The sequence below is a fragment of the Funiculus sociatus GB2-C1 genome (genome assembly GCF_039962115.1).
GTDB classification, from domain to species: domain Bacteria; phylum Cyanobacteriota; class Cyanobacteriia; order Cyanobacteriales; family FACHB-T130; genus Funiculus; species Funiculus sociatus.
In genome coordinates this window covers 14,003-31,434 of the sequence record NZ_JAMPKJ010000022.1, presented here as the reverse complement: position 1 = coordinate 31,434, position 17,432 = coordinate 14,003, and the positions used below count along the sequence as shown (strand labels likewise).

General features: G+C 45.3%; 14 protein-coding genes. 6 read left to right on the top strand and 8 right to left on the bottom strand.

Annotated elements, in window-relative coordinates:
• Positions 1 to 23: 23 nt before the first annotated feature.
• The 4 genes from sbcC to NDI42_RS12535 all read right to left on the bottom strand — a co-directional run bounded on the left by sbcC (position 24) and on the right by NDI42_RS12535 (position 4,245).
• The gene (gene sbcC, locus NDI42_RS12550; protein WP_190456390.1) at positions 24 to 3,053 is read right to left on the bottom strand and encodes an exonuclease subunit SbcC; all 3,030 of its coding nucleotides are present in this window, start codon (positions 3,051 to 3,053) and stop codon (positions 24 to 26) included.
• 185 nt (positions 3,054 to 3,238) lie between these two features.
• Positions 3,239 to 3,580: a type II toxin-antitoxin system PemK/MazF family toxin gene (locus tag NDI42_RS12545; protein WP_190456389.1), complete on the bottom strand. Its 342-nt coding sequence runs from the start codon at positions 3,578 to 3,580 to the stop codon at positions 3,239 to 3,241.
• Positions 3,573 to 4,052 (bottom strand): hypothetical protein, encoded by a 480-nt coding sequence (locus NDI42_RS12540; RefSeq protein ID WP_199311220.1) that lies wholly within the window; start codon positions 4,050 to 4,052, stop codon positions 3,573 to 3,575. The genes NDI42_RS12545 and NDI42_RS12540 overlap by 8 nt, the downstream gene beginning before the upstream one ends.
• Complete coding sequence (locus NDI42_RS12535; RefSeq protein ID WP_199311219.1) at positions 4,042 to 4,245, bottom strand: hypothetical protein; 204 nt, start codon at positions 4,243 to 4,245, stop codon at positions 4,042 to 4,044. Before NDI42_RS12535 ends, NDI42_RS12540 begins: the two co-directional genes overlap by 11 nt.
• Before the next feature lie 152 nt (positions 4,246 to 4,397).
• Between NDI42_RS12535 and NDI42_RS12530 the strand changes: the two genes are divergently transcribed.
• Positions 4,398 to 6,764 carry an NACHT domain-containing protein gene (locus tag NDI42_RS12530; RefSeq protein ID WP_190456387.1) on the top strand — a complete coding sequence of 789 codons (2,367 nt, stop codon included), beginning with the start codon at positions 4,398 to 4,400 and terminating at the stop codon, positions 6,762 to 6,764.
• Positions 6,765 to 7,111: 347 nt separating this feature from the next.
• Complete coding sequence (locus tag NDI42_RS12525) at positions 7,112 to 7,759, top strand: hypothetical protein (protein ID WP_190456385.1); 648 nt, start codon at positions 7,112 to 7,114, stop codon at positions 7,757 to 7,759.
• 176 nt (positions 7,760 to 7,935) lie between these two features.
• Here NDI42_RS12525 and psb35 read toward each other — a convergent pair whose 3' ends face one another.
• Both psb35 and NDI42_RS12515 read right to left on the bottom strand, forming a co-directional pair.
• Positions 7,936 to 8,148, bottom strand: a complete 213-nt coding sequence (psb35, locus tag NDI42_RS12520; RefSeq protein WP_190456382.1) for a photosystem II assembly protein Psb35 — start codon at positions 8,146 to 8,148, stop codon at positions 7,936 to 7,938.
• 257 nt (positions 8,149 to 8,405) lie between these two features.
• The gene (locus tag NDI42_RS12515; protein ID WP_313931201.1) at positions 8,406 to 11,057 is read right to left on the bottom strand and encodes a transglycosylase domain-containing protein; all 2,652 of its coding nucleotides are present in this window, start codon (positions 11,055 to 11,057) and stop codon (positions 8,406 to 8,408) included.
• A 912-nt stretch (positions 11,058 to 11,969) separates the two neighbouring features.
• On the opposite strand from NDI42_RS12515, the gene NDI42_RS12510 reads away from it, so the two are divergent.
• Together NDI42_RS12510 and NDI42_RS12505 are read left to right on the top strand one after the other, a co-directional pair.
• Positions 11,970 to 12,224 carry a SemiSWEET transporter gene (locus NDI42_RS12510; protein WP_190456380.1) on the top strand — a complete coding sequence of 85 codons (255 nt, stop codon included), beginning with the start codon at positions 11,970 to 11,972 and terminating at the stop codon, positions 12,222 to 12,224.
• Between the two features lie 30 nt (positions 12,225 to 12,254).
• Positions 12,255 to 13,868, top strand: coding sequence for a B12-binding domain-containing radical SAM protein (locus NDI42_RS12505; RefSeq protein ID WP_199311218.1), 1,614 nt, complete (start codon positions 12,255 to 12,257; stop codon positions 13,866 to 13,868).
• Positions 13,869 to 14,010: 142 nt separating this feature from the next.
• Here NDI42_RS12505 and NDI42_RS12500 read toward each other — a convergent pair whose 3' ends face one another.
• Positions 14,011 to 15,309: an RNA-guided endonuclease InsQ/TnpB family protein gene (locus NDI42_RS12500; RefSeq protein ID WP_348231406.1), complete on the bottom strand. Its 1,299-nt coding sequence runs from the start codon at positions 15,307 to 15,309 to the stop codon at positions 14,011 to 14,013.
• Between the two features lie 282 nt (positions 15,310 to 15,591).
• Here NDI42_RS12500 and NDI42_RS12495 point away from each other — a divergent pair, with 282 nt between their 5' ends.
• Both NDI42_RS12495 and NDI42_RS12490 read left to right on the top strand, forming a co-directional pair.
• A complete protein-coding gene (locus NDI42_RS12495; RefSeq protein ID WP_190456377.1) occupies positions 15,592 to 16,122 on the top strand; it encodes a hypothetical protein in 531 nt (176 codons plus the stop codon).
• 57 nt (positions 16,123 to 16,179) lie between these two features.
• The gene (locus tag NDI42_RS12490; RefSeq protein WP_190456375.1) at positions 16,180 to 16,368 is read left to right on the top strand and encodes a CPXCG motif-containing cysteine-rich protein; all 189 of its coding nucleotides are present in this window, start codon (positions 16,180 to 16,182) and stop codon (positions 16,366 to 16,368) included.
• Positions 16,369 to 16,599: 231 nt separating this feature from the next.
• Here NDI42_RS12490 and NDI42_RS12485 read toward each other — a convergent pair whose 3' ends face one another.
• Positions 16,600 to 17,310 carry a DUF2834 domain-containing protein gene (locus NDI42_RS12485; RefSeq protein WP_190456373.1) on the bottom strand — a complete coding sequence of 237 codons (711 nt, stop codon included), beginning with the start codon at positions 17,308 to 17,310 and terminating at the stop codon, positions 16,600 to 16,602.
• Positions 17,311 to 17,432: the final 122 nt, after the last annotated feature.

Here is a 17,432-nt window from a genome sequence, read left to right as displayed (position 1 = left end):
TGTCGGAAACCTGGGGTTAGGTTTTACATCATCAGGCTCAACTGAGAGCCATTCTGGGTTTTATAGACTTCGATGCGGGTTTGGAAGGCTTCTTTGAATTGTGGCATATGGGTGACGGTGAGAATGCAGGCGAAGTCAGGAGAGATTGCGTTTATCGCCGCAATTAAGCGATCGCATCCTTCGGCGTCTTGGGTACCAAATCCCTCATCGACAATCAGCATTTGCAAAGCCGTTCCCGCACGTTGCGCTAACATCTTTGCTAACGCCAGACGAATTGCAAAGTTAATCCGAAATGCCTCACCCCCAGAGTAAGTTTCATAAGGACGGGTGCCACGAGCATCAGCAATTAAAATATCTAAGGTGTCAATTAATTTTGCAGCTTTTTTAGCGGATGAGCGTCCACTACGTCCGGCTTTTTGAGTTACAAATTGGACGTGCAATTGATTACCGCTAAGCCGAGAAAGTAAAGAATTTGTCTCAGCTTCTAACTGTGGCAACACGTTTTCAATCATCAAAGTTTGGATGCCGTTTTTACCAAAAGCTTGTGCTAATTCTTGATAAACTCGATATTGCCGTTGGGTGGTTACGTGCTGATTTTTGAGTTCTGCGTGTTGAGTGCTGAGTTGTTCGAGATGTTGTTGCTGTTGTTGTAAGCTTCCTAACTGTCGTTGATGGTCATTTTGTAACAGTTGCCGCTGGTGTATCTGCTGTTCTAAATCTCGAAGTTCGCCTTTAGTATCTGGGGTTTGTTGCAATTGTTGAACAATAGCATCCATTTGAGAGGTCATTTGTTGCAAGTCTTGCGATCGCATTTCCAAAGACTGCGCTAAATCTTGCGATCGCTGTCTCACCAGAGGATATTGCTGCTGTGATTGTTGGAGTTCTTGATAGCGGAATTGCCACGCCTGCGCCTGACGCAACGCTTTTCTCAGGGTGTCATGCTGCGATCGCTCATAACCAATTTCCGCCATCTGCTGATTCAGAGCTTCTATCTGTCGAGATAAATCGGAATTAACTTGTAGCTGCTGAATTTGCGATCGCAGATGAGCAATCTTCGCTAATGATTCTGGTTGTTGTGCGTCTATTTGGGCTTGTCGCCGCTGTGCTTGTTTGATTTCTGCTTGTTTAATTTCTGCCCAACGCCAACGATCTACCTCACCTCTAGCTAAGGCATGATCTTGCTCATTATATTTAAGTTGTTGCAATTGTTGGTCAAGGCGGTGCAGTTCTTCTTGTTTATCGGGAGCATAGTCGTTAGAAGAAAGCGATCGCTCAATTTGCTCTTTTTCTACTAAAATCTGTTGCAGACGAGTCTGGATTTCAGCCATAGCTGAGTGTTCTGCTGCCAGTTGTCCGCGTTGTTCCCGCAAAGCATCGTAGTTGGCAAGTTCTTGGGATATTTCCTTTAACTCACGAGTAAGGGTTTGTAACTGATACTCGCATAAAGCTATTTGCCCGTCTACATCCCAAATTTGATCTTGAACCGCTTGTTCCTGACTTTGGGTTTTTTGCACTACCAATTGCCAGTGATGTTCATCCAGTGCGCGATCGCACAGCGGACAACTAGAATTAGGATTCTGGATCAATTGCAGCTTTTGGGCTAATTCTGTGAGTTTATTTTCCCATTCCCGCTGATTTGCTTGCAAGCGATCGCGGAAACTACGCTGATGCAATTCTTTTTCTTGGACTCGTTCCTGATAAACTCGCTTTTTGTCGAGTTGCTGAATTTGTCCTTCAACCTGCTGTAATGTTTCTTGCAGTTTGGGTTGACGTTGTTGCTGTTTTTGCAGATCGCGAACTGACTTGCGGAGTTCTTCTAATCTGGCAGATAATCGAGCGTGGACGCGATCTAGTTCAGTTTGCACCTGTGTGCGACGTTGCACCAGGGGAGCCACTTGCACCTGTAGCTGATCGAGATGAGTTAAATAAGCTCGCGCTTGCTGTAATTTTTGCAACCCCGCTTCTACTTCTTCGGTGCGGCTCAAGATTTGTTGTATATCTGCTCTAGATTGCCGCAAAGCGTCAAGTTGTCCTTGCTCTTGTCTGAGTTGTAAATTAAGCTCGTTAATTTGTTCGCTTAGCTTTTGCTGTAGTTTACCGAGTTGTTGTTGGGCATCTTGGTAAGCTTGAGATTTAGAAGTGAGAGTTTCTTCCTGAAGTTGCAAGCCTTGAAAATTGGCGTAACCAGCTAAGATTTCGTCTTCTTTTTGGAGTAAATTTTCTAATTGCCGTTGTTGCTGTTGAGTTGCGGCGATTTCTTGCCGATAGCGATCGCAATCTTGGTTAAGATTTTGATACTGCTGCTTGATAAAACTCAGTTGTTGTTCAAAAGTTTGCCGCTGATGCTGCTGGGCAAGCAAACCTTGGACTTTACCATTATCAATAGTTTGGGCTTGTTGCAACTCGCTCAACTGAGTTTCCACGGAGGAGAGTTGGAGAGCGATCGCATCCCGTTGTTGCAGTTTTTGCTCTATCGATAGCAAACTCTGCTCTAACTGTTCCGCCTGCGCTTTATACTGTTTAGACGCATCCTTCGCCTGTTCTGCTAATTCTTCATACTGAGACAGCTTCAGCAAATCAGCGAGAATTTGTTTCCGCTCATTCGGACGCTTGAGCATAAACTCGTCCGCTTTACCTTGACGCAGATAAGCGGAATTCACGAAAGTCTCGTAATCCAACTTTAGGTGATGTATTATCATCTGTTGCGTCGCCCGCATTCCTCGCCCAGTCAAAGAGCGAAAATCGTTGGAACTCTGTACCTGAAATTCTAGAGATCCACCCTGTCCCCGCTGACGAGTCCGAATCACCCGATAAGTTTGCTGATTGCATTGGAAAGTGAAATCAACGCGAACTTCTTTAGCACCAGCATTGATAGCATCATCTTCTGTAGCTGCACGACATTCTCCCCAAATTGCCCAGGTGATAGCCTCTAAAAGGGAAGATTTACCCGCACCATTAGAACCACAGATGCAGGCTGTATGCAAGCCGCTAAAATCTAAATTTGCCTCGCGGTAGCTGAGGAAGTTTTTGAGAACCAGTTGCAGTGGGATCATTCAGGGTAAAGCGCCGTACCTCTTATTTAGAAATAGCAGTACATCTGCACTATTGCCTAGTTTAACGGTTGAAAATAGGATTTTTGCGATAAATTTGCCAATTTGCTCTAAAAATATTTGCCAAATAGAATTCAAGGGCTATAAAAACGAAGTTCGCGCAGGCGAACTTTAGGAAGGCAAAATTATCATAATATGCTGAGGACAATGGCTAAGGCTGCGGTAATTTCTTGGATGGCTTCGTCAGAAAGATTGCCCAATTGTCGAATTAGCCTAAGTTGTGACAATGATCGCACTTGAAAAGTATCTGCTACTGAAAGTTTACTCAAACCATTTTCTGCATTAGGTTCCAGCCGCACCATCCAGTCTCGATCTGCATATCGCTCCTGCCATTTGCTAATTGGAACAATAACTTTGAGTAGCAAAAATCCAACAGAATCTTTACTCACTATCACTGCTGGACGAATTTTCCCGATTTCATCGCCAATTATAGGATTGAAACTGACTAGCCAGACTTCGCCTCTACGCATTAGTTTTTACCTCAGCGTTAAGAGCTTCAAGTAATTCTTCCTCAGAGTCATAATAAGGTTCACTGTCAGGCGACCATAGATCGTGTAGCGCACCTCCAGGCAGATAATCTGGGATTGCAGCCTCAGCAGCTGCTCTGAGTCGCTTTTTCTTCTCAGCTATTATCCGCCCCTTGTCTTCTATTTCTTCCCGCATCATCCGCGAAGCAGCTTCGATGATTTCTAAGCGCTCTTCGGTTGTCATCTGCTTGAGTGCTGCCAATATTTCTGTTTTTGTCATCGGATTTACTTGTGGGTTAGGGGAATGCGATCGCTCTTTTAAGGCTACGTTGCGCGATCGCACCACATCGTTATTTTGCAAACTGAAATCTAGCACTGAGGACTGTTCAAAGGTTTGAGTCCATTTTAATGGACTTAAGCTATTAGCCCGGAACTTGACTTCCGGGTGGTTTAGCGGTCTTCGTCTATTTGCCATCCCGATCGGGTGGCTCCTGAAATGAAGTCTTTTGCAGTAGCCAGTCCAGATACAACACTAAAATCTGGAGTTTAAAGCCAGTGGTTAGACGCTTGAAGTTGCGATCGCTTAATATCTTCTCTAATAACTTCTCCAAAGCTTTTTCCGCGAATTTTTCGGCTACCCACAGCAGAAGCATCAGAACGATGTTCATAAAAGAACCTGGAATCACTATTCTTTCAAGATGGCTGTAATCCTGTCTGAGCAAGGAACGCCCCATGCCTGACTTCGTGACTGAGATGTATGTTTTGGAAGACAGACAAGCAATCGAGGCGAGTAAAATAGGCGAAAGTTTGTAGTTTATTTATGACAGCGCGATCGCTCCAGGCGTCTCCAAAAGGTATCCAGTTGGCAAAACAAGCTCTAATCGCCAACAGATGGAAACAGACTGATTTAATCGGTGTAGTTTGTATCAGTCGTCAACCGATCACAAAATTCTTTACAGGTAAAGCAGTTAAAAGCGAGATATTTGTTGGTCTTTGTGAAAAGTTACGTTTGGATTGGCAGGAGATTGCTGATTTACCTAAAGACGCTGTACCTGTTCCATCTGACCAGAATCAGAAAAACAGCATTGATATTGATGCTCTAGTGCAAGAGGTACGGGGCAAGATAAAACCCAGCATTCAAGAAGACTGCGGCACAATGCGGGTGCTAGATATGACTCACCCCATTGGGTTGAATGATATCTACACCAACGTCAACATTCTAGAGAAAATTACTGGACGCACGCGCAAAGATATTTCTGAATTACTGCAAGAGTGCAACTTTGAGAAGTTTGATCGCTTTGGACTGGGCAGAATTACTGAAAAACGAATCCCCGGACTGGATGCGGTCAATAAATATCCCAAGTTGATGATTTTGGGGAAGCCTGGGGCTGGTAAAACCACATTTTTGAAGTATTTAGCAGTTCAGTGCAATCAGGATAAGTTTCAGACTGATCGCGTGCCGATTTTTGTCACCCTCAAAGACTTTGCTGAAACCGCTAATAAACCAAGTTTATTGGAATACATCAATCAGCAATTCGCGGGCTGCGGGGTTGGAGAGGCAAGGGTTATCGTGTCTCTACAAGATGTAATCGAATGCGGCAGAGGATTGATTTTACTCGATGGTTTGGATGAAGTTAGAGAGGACGATAATAAGCGTGTCTTAAAAGAGATTCGTGAGTTTTCTGACCAGTTTCGTGACAATCATTTTGTGATGACCTGCCGAATTGCAGCGAGAGAATATACCTTCGAGAAATTTACAGAGGTAGAAGTTGCTGATTTTGATAGTGAACAAATTGCCACCTTTGCAACCAACTGGTTTAAGGGTAAAGCTGTTAAACCAGAAACTTTTATCGAATGCCTCACAGACAATGAACGGATCAACGAACTCGCCACAAGTCCGCTACTGCTGACGCTCCTATGTTTGGCGTTTGAAGAGTCAGGGGATTTCCCGGCGAATCGTTCTGAACTATACAAAGAAGGACTGGATGCGCTACTGAAAAAATGGGATGCCAAGCGCGGGATTCAACGCGCTCAAGTTTACAAAAAGCTATCAATTCAGGGTAAGGAAAATTTACTCAGTAAAATCGCCCTGACTACGTTTGAGCAAGGTGACTATTTCTTTAAGCAAAAAACAGCCGAGCAATACATCACAGATTACATCCGTAATTTACCTAGTGCTAATACTGATGAGGAAGCATTACAACTGGACAGTGAGGAAGTTTTGCGCTCAATTGAGCATCATCATGGTCTAGTAGTGGAACGCGCTAAAGGGATTTACTCGTTTTCCCATCTAACATTTCACGAGTATTTCACTGCTAGAGAAATTGTTGTTGTAAAACAGTCATCAGAGGAGGCGTTGCAACGTTTGGTTAATCACATTACCGAAGAACACTGGCGAGAAGTTTTCTTTTTAGCAGTTGGGATGTCGCCAAAAGCAGATCGTTTACTACAGTTAATGAAACATCAAGTTGATGAAATTGTAGCTGGTGATGAGAAGTTGCAGCAGTTCCTAATGTGGGTAAGTAAGAAATCTCTGTCAGTCCAAATTTCATATAACTATAAGTCAGCAGCAGTCCGCGCTTTTTACTCTGCCCTCGACCCCGCCCTCACCTGCGACCACGACCTCGACCTCACCCGCGCCCTCGACCTCGCCCTCGCCCACGCCCTCGACCACGACCACGACCTCGACCTCACCCGCGCCCTCGACCTCGCCCTCGCCCACGCCCTCGCCCGCGACCTCGCCCACGCCCGCGACCGCGTCCTTGCCCTCGACCCCGCCTTCGAGCGCGACCTCGACCACGTCCTCGACCGCGCCCTCGACCGCGTCCTTGACCGCGCCCGCAGCCGCGAACCAGAATTAAAGAACTCGTTGCAACAACTTAGAGATCAATTACCTAAATTACTTAAATCGAAAGACTGGGCACAAAATAAGCAATGGTGGAAAGCTAACGGTATAGCTTGGGCTGAGCAATTCAGAGCCGTGATGATTAAGTATAATATGGGTCACAATTGGCAGTTCAGCAAACACCAACAGGAATTATTTAAGCAGTATTACGATGCCAATAAGTTGCTGGTGGAGTGCCTGAATAGCGATTGTTATGTAAGTCGCGAGGTGCGACGAAAGATAGAAGATACCTTGTTGTTACCCATAGCAGAGATTGAGCAACGAAAAAGAGAATCAATGTAGCGCGATCGCATTTATTTCCCCCTTCACCACAAAGCGCGATCGCCCTCATGGGAGGTGTAGGGTATCCAGTACGTTAAGGATCGGGTATTGCGGTTAGCTTGGTTTTAGGCGTTAGCTACCCTGTAAATAGATGTTGGTAAGTGTTGCCTTTGAAAGCGCGAACGACTTTCGTCGCGCTTGCGCTTCACGTCTTGAAAACACCTGTTGAGGGCGAGTAAGATGTCCACCTCATAAGACTTATAGGCGATCGTCTTCTTCTTAATCCTATAGCGGTTAAATTGTCAAGAAACAATCTCACCAACAAGCCGTCCCTACATATAACCGCGTAAATAGAGAGAGTGTTTTCTATGACTAGCTGGAAATCTGCAACTGCTGCACTCATGGCACTAACCATCACTACTGGTGTAGCTGCCCCAACACTGATCGCAACTGCGCCTGCGGCTGCACAATCTTATGAATTTCCCACAACTTCAGTCACCCTCGCATCTGGAACCAGGATTGCTGTCAGGTATGACAAAGCCAATAAAATCGTCGTTACTCCTACCGAAACTGCCCCTGTAACTCTGAGCGTGGCAAGCAACGTTAAAGCCTCTAGCGGTGCTATTGTAATTCCTGCTGGAACTCAGGTTGTTGGTCAACTACGCCCTGCTCCTAATGGGAAAGGTTCCCGATTTGTTGCCCAGGAATTAGTGTTTTCCAACGGTAAACGGGCGCGTATCAATGGTGCTTCTAAAGTAATTACCAGAACCCAACAGGTAAGTCAGGGAAGCAACACCAGTTCTATTTTCAAAGGTGCTGCCCTTGGTGGAGCAGCTGCGGCCGCGATCGCTGCTTTGACTGGTGACAAAGCGCTTGCTACTGAAGAAATCCTTGGCGGTGCTGGTTTAGGTGCCTTGGGTGGGCTGTTTTTCGGACAAAGAAAAGTTGATGTTGTAGTTATTGACCCCAACACCGATTTGAATGTGACCTTGCGTTCTCCTGTAGCACTGCGCTAACCAGGAAAAATGCAAAAATGCCAGAGTAAAAATCCCATAGATAAATCTAAAGAATTGAAAAAGACACCTAACAAATTAGCGAAAAGTGTCTCTTTTCAATTCTTTTTTTATCGGCCTATATTTATTAGGTGCGACTAGACCAATATGGATTTTATAACTTTTGCCTTTTTCCTTTTTTATGGCTTGCCCAGACCAGGGGTTTCCTCTTTTTTAACATCAGGCACAATATCTGGACGCTCTTTATCTTCCCAACCCACAGGACGCTTAGAGTTGTACCAAGCAACCGAGCCAATAGTTACAGCAGCAATAAAACCAACTGCGTACACAGCAGTAGCAGAAACTGGAAAATGAGGCCCACTAGCAGCAGCAACGTCCATAAGTAAACTCATTTTTTGTAATCTCCTTATCGATTTTTGGTTATCGTACCAAACTTAAGAGAATCCTCTATCACCCTTGAGTTTGATCCCCAGAGTAGGGGATAAGGGAGAGCCTGAATTCAATTTCTCCCTCAGCCCCTGAGTTGTTCAGCTTTTCTTGCCAAGATGCCTACTCAGGACTTACGCAGTTAATTAGTGAATGCCTCATTCTGTCGTAGGGGCATGGCATTGCTATGCCCTCACAGCGTGTTGACGTGCGTAAGCCCTAACTACTGTGAAGAACTATCCTTCCTAGCAGCTGGAGGCGCTGGTGGCGCAGCGGAGTTGTACTCCCTTCTGGGTGCGCGTGGTGCTGGTGGCTCAGAGCTTTGTACTGTTTGTCTGCTCCTCCGTCGGCGGCGAGAAGTCGAGGAAGTCGAGGAAGTTGAGGAAGTCGATTCTGATGACCTGCGGCGATAACTACTACGCCCCACTGGTGCCGACTCCTGCGATTGTGTGTTTTGTGAACTACGACGACGGCGGCGATTGCTGCGCGTAGGCGTTTCTTGAGTTTGCTGGCTCTGAGAATCTGTGTTTTGTGAACTACGACGGCGACGGCGATAGGTGGGTGTGGGGACTTCTTGAGTCTGGACTTCTTGGCTGCGTCGCCGCCTGCGGCGAGGGCGCTCCTCGCCACTTTGTACACTGTTGGTTTGGTAGGTGTTACTGCGGCTCCGGCTACGCCGGGGAGTTTCGTTGCTGGAGTTGTCTTCGCTGTATGTACGGCGGGATCTTCTCCGTCGGGGGGTTTGAGTTTGCTCGTCGTTGTCGCTTTTATCTGTGTTTATAGGCCCAGAATAGCTGCTTCGAGGCTTGATTGGCTTGACGTCGATTTGGGGTTTGCGCCCTTCTAATTGGGTAGGTCGAGGGGGAAACTTCTCGATGGGCATCCCTTCTACCACTTTCTCCATGAACTCGTGCCAGGTGTAGGCGGCTGTGCTGCTGGCACCCCAAGTAGGTTTGTTGTTGTCATTGCCCAGCCAAACACCAGCAACCATTTGGGGAATGTAACCAATAAACCACAGGTCGCGGGCTTCGTCAGAGGTTCCGGTTTTGCCAGCGACGGGGCGATCGCCTAAAGAGGCAGCTTGACCTGTACCCTCGTTCACAACACCCCGCAGCAGCCAAGTCATAATGGCAGATGTGTCTTCTTGTAAGACGCGCTCTGATTTAGATTTGGCGTTGTAAATTACGTTGCCGCGTCGGTCGAGAACACGGCGGATGCCAAAGGCTTTTGTATGTGTTCCGTTGGTGGCAAAAGTGCCATAAGCGCTAGTTAGTTCCAACAGGTTAACTTCGGAGGCACCTAAAGCTGTGGAGTAGGTGGGTTTGAGTTCTGATTCAATTCCCATTTTGCGTGCCAGTTGGATCGTTGGTTCCCACCCGACATCTACCAAAACTTTCACAGCGACTACATTTATTGAGCCGATCAGGGCATCTCTCATGGAGATCCAGCCCCGGTGGGTTTCGCTGTAATTTTTGGGGGTATAGCCGTCTACTTTGTAAGGTGAGTCCAGGTAGCCGCGATAGGGAGTAAATCCAGCTGCCATTGCTGTTGCATAAACAAATGCTTTAAATGTAGAACCAGGTTGGCGCTGTGCCTGGGTGACGCGATTAAATTGTTGTTTGAAAAAGTCTTTTCCCCCGACCATCGCCTTAATTTCTCCGGTACGCGGATCGATGGCAACTAGAGCAGCTTGTTCAAAGTTTTGACCTCTTCCCGTGTTTTCTATGGTTTTTGTGACAGCTTCTTCCGCTGCTTCCTGCCACTCTGGGTGCAGGGAGGTTTCCACAGTTAAACCGCCGACTTCCCGCGCTTGTTTGGAAACGTATTTGGGCAGTTCCTGTTGGATGTATTCGGTGAAGTAGGGGGCGAATCTTTCGAGGCGTTTGGGAGGGCTTGCTTTTGTAATTAATGGGGAAGCGATCGCTTTGTCGGCTTCTTCTGCTGTAATGAAGTCAGCCTCCTGCATCCGTTTTAATACCAAATTTCGCCGCTGTTTGATAACTTGCGGGTTCTTCAGGGGCGAGTATTCATTGGGTGCTGGTGGTATTGCGGCTAGCGTTGCCATTTCCGCCAACGTTAGCTCATACACTGGCTTGGTGAAGTAAACCCAAGCCGCATCTGCTACTCCATAAGCACCTTCTCCCAAATAAACCAAATTCAGATAACGTTCCAGAATTTGATCTTTGGTGTTTCCGTTCTCAATTTTTTGTGCAGTACGAACTTCTTTGAGCTTGCGCCAGACGCTACGCTCTTGATCGAGGAAAACCATCCTCGCTAGTTGTTGGGTAATAGTGCTAGCGCCTTCAACGACATCTCTGGCTACCAGGTTAGAAACTATTGCTCTCCCTACGCCCTGATAATCTACCCCTTGGTGTTGGTAAAAGCGTCTGTCTTCTATGGCAATGAAGGCTTGTATCAGCTTTTTAGGAATTTTGTCAATTTTCAGGGCTTCGCGGGTAGTGGGGCCAATTTGCTGAAGTATTTTGCCATTAGAGGCTTTAATGGTCAAAGTCTCTGGGCGCATTAAAGTTAATACATCGCCAGTATCCGGTAAGCTGCTTTCAAAAGATGACCAAGCAACACCCAGCGCGATCGCTCCTCCTCCCACACCCAAGCCGATCCAAAATCGCTTTTTGTGATGAAGGGGATTTTCTCCCGTGAAAGGCTTTTTGATAACTTCCAACTGCTGGCCAGAGAAGCGCTTCATCCGCAAGAGACTTCGCTTGATTTCCCGCCGCCGCCGCAATGTCTGTTTATCTACCTTATCTGGGTTATCTGGTTGTTTATCAATCTTAGGCGTATCGACTGGTTCAGTTGAGACTCCTGCATTGAACTTGCCTGATATATCCTTCAGCCTTGAGATGAACTTTGCCACGTCAACTCCTTAATCACACCACAAGCCCTGCTACTACTCGCCCTTGTTCTTGCTTATTGTAAGGCTTGGGATCTGAATTTGCCTCTTATATCCAAGACTATAGTTTACAATTATGCACCCTGCGAACAGCACTTATTAAGGATAACCAGAATGCGATCGCATTTTGTGATGTAGGTAATTTTCCGGTTTCTTATATAGCTGCTGTGTAGTTATAGTTTCCTTTACATCCGGTTTGATCCCGCAACTTCATATATATCAACAGTTCCCCAGCCAAACAGAACATTTTACTATCCTGAAGTCCAAGTATCAGGCAACTAATTATACAGAGTCATCTTCTTCTAATCTGCTCTTCATACTACGAAAAGTTAACTTAGGAATAAAAATTACTGATATTGAGTTGAATTGAGTTAAAAAGCATCAACTTTTACCAACCGTTGAAATTATCTTGCGAGAGCAACTTAGGAAAGAAAAAACTATAAAATCACAAGGTAAACTTCTTAGACTCTAAATATCAATTTATTTCACTGAATTCAGAGATTAAGTTAATTATAAAGAATGCCACATGTAGGGGCATGGCATTGCCATGCCCCTACGCAGGTAATTGAAAGTAAATAAATCCATATCTGAAGTAGTTTTAAAATAATAGCGGCTATATATCTCTTTTGTAGTCCACATCCTAAAGAGTGTGGCTACACAAATAAAAACAGCATTTGCAGCCTTAAAAGCCTGCGGAGTAAGGCTTAGCTTTTGTAGCTGTGCCCTTTAGCTGTAAGATGTTTTTACTCGCGCAGCTTGCCGCCACAAACCAGACACTTCCCAAACGGTATCATAATTATAATCTCCTTTCGCGCCAATCAATTTAGCGAGCGGTACCTAGACGCTAAAAATATAATTGTCAATTACAGAATCTAAATGGACTTTATTACAATTTTGGGCTTGTTCGCAGCTACATTGACTACCATTGCATTCTTGCCACAACTTTTTAAAATATGGCGCTCGAAATCAGCCAAAGATGTTTCTTTGGAAATGCTGATTATTTTCTGTAGTGGCGTTTTCCTGTGGCTGGTGTACGGAATTTTTATTCAAGCTTTACCAATAATTATTGCCAACTCATTAACCTTAATTTTTAATCTTATAATTCTATGGTTTAAAATTAGATATAGATGAAATGTTATTCTGACGCTTAATTTGCCTGTGATGACCGGAGTATTTGCTGCTGAACGTCTTTTATTTACACCTGCAACGCCTGACAACGATGCCATACCTACAATATTTGGCTTCCCAAATGAGTATAGCGTTGGCATCACTAGCCTGGGCTATCAGGTGGTGTGGGCGACTTTGGCAATGCGCTGCGATGTGCAGGTGAGTCGCCTGTTTACGGATACCCAGGAACAACTACCGAGAAATCCAGAATTAGTAGGTTTTTCTGTTTCTTGGGAACTGGATTATGTAAATATCCTCAATTTACTGGAATCGTTAGAAATTCCCAGTCGCGCTGCTGCCCGTTCTGATAATCATCCCCTAGTATTTGGTGGAGGCCCAGTATTAACTGCTAATCCTGAACCTTTTGCTGACTTTTTTGATGTGATATTGCTAGGAGATGGGGAAAATCTCCTGCCAAATTTCATTGAAGCTTACAAGGAAGTCCGACAAGCTGATAGACAAACTCAGTTGAAGCGTTTGGCGCAAGTTCCGGGAATTTATGTTCCCAGTTTGTATGTGGTGGAATATCACAATGCAGATGGTTTAATAAAGTCGATTCAGCCAGTAGATGAGGCAATTCCCAGTCGGGTAGAAAAGCAGACTTATCGAGGTAATACTTTGTCTGCTTCAACCGTAGTAACAGAAAAGGCGGCGTGGGAAAATATCTACATGGTGGAAGTGGTACGCAGTTGTCCGGAGATGTGCCGTTTCTGTCTGGCAAGTTACCTCACTTTACCTTTTCGCACGGCTAGTTTAGAAGATTCGCTGATTCCGGCAATTGAGCGCGGGTTGGCGGTGACAAATCGGTTAGGATTGTTAGGTGCTTCTGTTACACAACACCCAGAATTTCAAACTCTGCTGGAATATTTGAGTCAGCCAAAGTATGACGATGTACGTCTAAGTATTGCGTCGGTGCGGACAAATACAGTGACGGTTCAGTTGGCGGAAACTTTGGCGAAAAGAGATACGCGATCGCTTACTATTGCTATAGAAAGTGGTTCGGAACGTTTGCGCCAGATTATCAACAAAAAGCTGCATAACGATGAAATCGTGCAAGCGGCGATAAATGCCAAAGCTGGTGGATTAACTGGACTGAAACTTTACGGGATGGCGGGAATTCCTGGGGAAGAACCAGAGGATTTGGACGCAACAGTGGCGATGATGCGATCTCTAAAACGAGCTGCTCCCGGTTTACGCTTAACATTGGGATGCAGTACCTTTGTACCCAAAGCACACACGCCGTTTCAGTGGTTTGGCGTAAATCGAGAAGCCGAAAAACGCCTCAAAAAGTTAGACAAGGAATTGCGACGCGAGGGTATTAACTTTCGACCGGAAAGTTATAACTGGTCGGTAATGCAAGCGCTAATATCCAGAGGAGACAGACGTTTATCTTATCTATTGGAACTGACGCGGCATTACGGTGATTCTCTAGGCAGTTACCGCCGTGCTTTCAAAGAACTGCGAGGACAGGTGCCTGAACTAGATTACTACGTCCACGCCAACTGGTCGCTAGAGCAAGTTTTGCCCTGGAGTCACTTAGCTGGGCCACTACCAGTGGAAACCTTGCAGAAGCACCTAGCCACAGCACAGAGTTTGATGCCTGCTTAATCTAAGTTACAGCCCAATGGCCACCGCGATCGCACGGAGTAACGTGACACCTCCTACACCAACCTGAGTACAGATATGGTGTAGGCTTCGCAACCAATCCGGCTATTGCTTAGGAGGCGTTGCGCTTTAAGAACGGAATGCCCTACCGCTCTATCTGTTTTCGGTTGTTTATAGTTAATTCCCCAGAAGTGACATCTCCATGCGCCCTATCTTTATTAAAATGAGCGCTGGCTTCGCAACCAATCCGGCTATTGCTTAGGAGGCGTTGCGCTTTAAGGACTGGATGACCCTCAGCCCTATTTTTGATGTTGATAGCTGCATTGTGGTCACGGTCAAGACTGCACCCACAATCAGGGCAGTCATGCCAACGAACGTGCAGCTTTTTCGGAACTTTCTCGCCACAATTGGAGCAATTCTGTGATGTGTTATGGGCACTGACTGGCACAACTAGCAACCCAGCATTTTCGGCTTTAGTTGCTAGTATCGACAGAAAGCTTGACCACCCAGCATCTAACACAGATTTAGCCAGTCGGGTACGAGCCAAACCTTTTACATTTAAATCTTCGTGAGCAACTACATCATGTTTTGATAGCAGCCGATTGGCTGTCTTGAAGTGAAAGTCTTTGCGCTTGTCCGCAACCTTCTTGTGTTGACGCCCTAGCTGTTTAACTGCTTTTTGTCTATGGTTACTGCCTTTTTTACGGCGCGATACCCGCTTCTGGATGACTCGCAAACGTTTTTGAGTTTTCCGGTAATGCTGAGGAATGGCAACAGCTTCACCCTCGGAAGTTGTGAGGAATTCCTTTAAGCCAACATCAATCCCAATTATTTTATTTGGATTGAAATCTGGCTTGATTTCTGGAACTGTTGGATCTTCAAGGGATAGCGTTAAGTAATAACCATCAGCCTTTTTTGTGACAGATGCCGTTTTGATTTTGAATCCGTCAAGGATAGGGCGATGCAAGACGACCTTGATTGTTCCGAGCTTTGGCAGGAGAATTGAACTCTTTTTTCCTGTTACTTGTAAGCAATTTTGCTTTATCTCAGGATAAGTAAACGTGCGGTAACGATCACGAGGTTTAAACCTTGGCTTGCCGCTACGTTTACCGTTGCTGTCACCCTTAAGGAATCGGTCAAACGTTATTTTGACTCGCTTAACGACATCCTGGAGAACACTGGAATAAATTTCAGAGTACCAAGGATGCGTTTTTTTGAGCTGCGGTAATGCCCGCTTCTGTGAAAAATAATCAGGCTTGTCGCGAAGCTCCGGCAAGTGGCACACAAGGGGGCAAGCGTTCACAGGAGAGCAATTTTGCTCGTACCAATTAAACCTATCCGCCAACAAATAGTTGTACTGGCTACAGAGCATCGATAGCCATCTATCAATCTCTGCTGCCTGCTGTTTGGTTGGACGTAGTTTGTACTGGTAAGCAGTTCTCATGCCATAGTTATACCGTAATTGACGGCAATATGGCGGCATGGCGAAAATAACTCTTAGACCATCAGAGCGAGAACACGAGCATTTCATACAGTATTGCAAGTTGACGAAGCGCACACAAAATGATGTGTTGCGAGAACTCATCAGAAGACTGTCAATCTCCGGGGTGTTGAACCCCGGAGATTAACCACCTATCCATCTCACGCCAATTTGAGTACAAATATGGCGTGAGGCTTCCGGCGTTAAGCTAAGCTAATCGAGTAAGTAAAAACCGCAATACCACCGATGCGATTGCGGGAAAACTTTCGAGAAACTGAGAAAATATTTTACCCTCGAAAAGTAAGCGATCGCATGGCATCCATGAAACCCGAATTTAATGGTATTGTCTCAAAACTGGCTTTAGTAGGTGTAGGGGCATTTTTATGCTTGACACCCTCTGTAGAGGCTATAACCACAACCTTCGCCTCTACCCGTAGTGCATCAGTTGAACCTAGCTTTGCGATCGCGCAAGCACGGGGTCGCACACAACGCATCCGGTTTGCACCTGGTAAAAGTTCAGCGCTTGTAGAGTATGCGGTAGTGCGAGGTACTAGAGATACCTATCTACTTAGTGCTAAGGCACGCCAGACAATGACACTCAGCATCACCTCCTTGGAGAAAAACGCTGTTTTTGATGTTGTAGCTCCCAATGGGCGGATTATTAGGCAAGAGGCAACTAGCTGGCGTGGTGTATTGCCTGCGACGGGAGATTATAAGATTGTTGTTGGCGGAACTAGAGGTAACGCCAGCTACAAAATGCAAGTAGCGATCAAGTGATAGCTGGATTTTAGGAGATTTCCCTGCCGGACTTTGTGCTGGCGGGGATTAAAGTAAATGCAAAATACATCTGAGTTTTACTGCGCCTTTTGCGGCGAACCAAATGTTACTTTTATTGACCTTAGTGCGGGTGGACAACAGTCTTACATAGAAGATTGTCAAGTCTGCTGTCGCCCAAATATTTTGTATGTGCGAGTTGATGAAGACACGCTGGATATAGAAATTGATAGCGAATACGAAGGTTGAAAAGGTTTAATATATGGCGTTCTAAAACTGGTAACGGTTGATTATTTGCATTTAGATAAGTGTCTATGTAAAAGTCTCTTTTCGAGGCGTATAGGATACTGAGAAAGATAAATTATAGCAATCATATTTGAGTTGTAAGGTGCCAGCCCTTCAGATACCCGACTTCTTAGAGAAGTCGGGTATCTCGCCTTCACAAGTCATTTAGGACTACTATAAAGAATTTATCTTGTTTCAAGCTAGAGGCTTTAAATGGCTAATAGGCGATGCCTTCTTTGTGACCCCAGGCAATTCCACCCTACTGTTTTCTGGTAACAATGGACGCAGGCAAAGATAAGTTAAAGGTCCGAAAAGTGGCACCAACGCTACAGCCCAAAAAATTCGGGAATCTTTCAAACCTCGACGTGCCATATCATCATCAAATAAGGATGTCAAAGGAAAGGTTAGGCACATCAGGCAAAAATCTAAGCTGATCAGGTGAACAAAGGTACGGGTTTGGAACTGTTGAATATAATCTGCCCAATCTCCTGCTACTATGGCGTAGGAAAGTAAGCCAATCGTACTTAAAACTAGAAAAATTCCTGTTAAACGAGAATCTAAAATTTTCAGTAAATAATCTTTTCTACTATCAAAATCTTGATTTGATTTCCGCAAGATTAAATAGGGTATGAGGCAAATTACTCCTATTCCATTCGACCCAATAAAATAAGGCCAAACACGAAAATTTTGCATTTTGCCATCAGCAAACATCAGGCAGGCGTAAATCATGGGCCAAACACCCATTAGCCAAAATATGCTCGTTAGAATGGGGTTAACTTCTTCCAACTGAAATGTTAACAGGTTTTTAACCAGTGGCAGTGTGTCTGGTTGATCTAGAGGAGCCAACCAAATGGTATAGGCAACAAATGTCACCCAGATTAGGAACAATACAACTTTTCTGGCCATAATTTTGACAGATGATTTGACGCTGCGGTGTAGATTAACTTTAAAAGAGAGACGCGATCGCTTGCGTCTCTCTTAAGAAATGTCCGACGGCTAAAGTCGCGGCTAAACAAACAAAGCCTGTG

Coding starts and splice junctions, on each gene's coding strand:
- sbcC (WP_190456390.1), bottom strand. CDS start 3,053: ATGATCCCACTGCAACTGGTTCTCAAAAACTTCCTCAGCTACCGCGAG.
- NDI42_RS12545 (WP_190456389.1), bottom strand. CDS start 3,580: ATGCGTAGAGGCGAAGTCTGGCTAGTCAGTTTCAATCCTATAATTGGC.
- NDI42_RS12540 (WP_199311220.1), bottom strand. CDS start 4,052: ATGGCAAATAGACGAAGACCGCTAAACCACCCGGAAGTCAAGTTCCGG.
- NDI42_RS12535 (WP_199311219.1), bottom strand. CDS start 4,245: ATGAACATCGTTCTGATGCTTCTGCTGTGGGTAGCCGAAAAATTCGCG.
- NDI42_RS12530 (WP_190456387.1), top strand. CDS start 4,398: ATGACAGCGCGATCGCTCCAGGCGTCTCCAAAAGGTATCCAGTTGGCA.
- NDI42_RS12525 (WP_190456385.1), top strand. CDS start 7,112: ATGACTAGCTGGAAATCTGCAACTGCTGCACTCATGGCACTAACCATC.
- psb35 (WP_190456382.1), bottom strand. CDS start 8,148: ATGAGTTTACTTATGGACGTTGCTGCTGCTAGTGGGCCTCATTTTCCA.
- NDI42_RS12510 (WP_190456380.1), top strand. CDS start 11,970: ATGGACTTTATTACAATTTTGGGCTTGTTCGCAGCTACATTGACTACC.
- NDI42_RS12505 (WP_199311218.1), top strand. CDS start 12,255: ATGACCGGAGTATTTGCTGCTGAACGTCTTTTATTTACACCTGCAACG.
- NDI42_RS12500 (WP_348231406.1), bottom strand. CDS start 15,309: ATGAGAACTGCTTACCAGTACAAACTACGTCCAACCAAACAGCAGGCA.
- NDI42_RS12495 (WP_190456377.1), top strand. CDS start 15,592: ATGCGATTGCGGGAAAACTTTCGAGAAACTGAGAAAATATTTTACCCT.
- NDI42_RS12490 (WP_190456375.1), top strand. CDS start 16,180: ATGCAAAATACATCTGAGTTTTACTGCGCCTTTTGCGGCGAACCAAAT.
- NDI42_RS12485 (WP_190456373.1), bottom strand. CDS start 17,310: ATGGCCAGAAAAGTTGTATTGTTCCTAATCTGGGTGACATTTGTTGCC.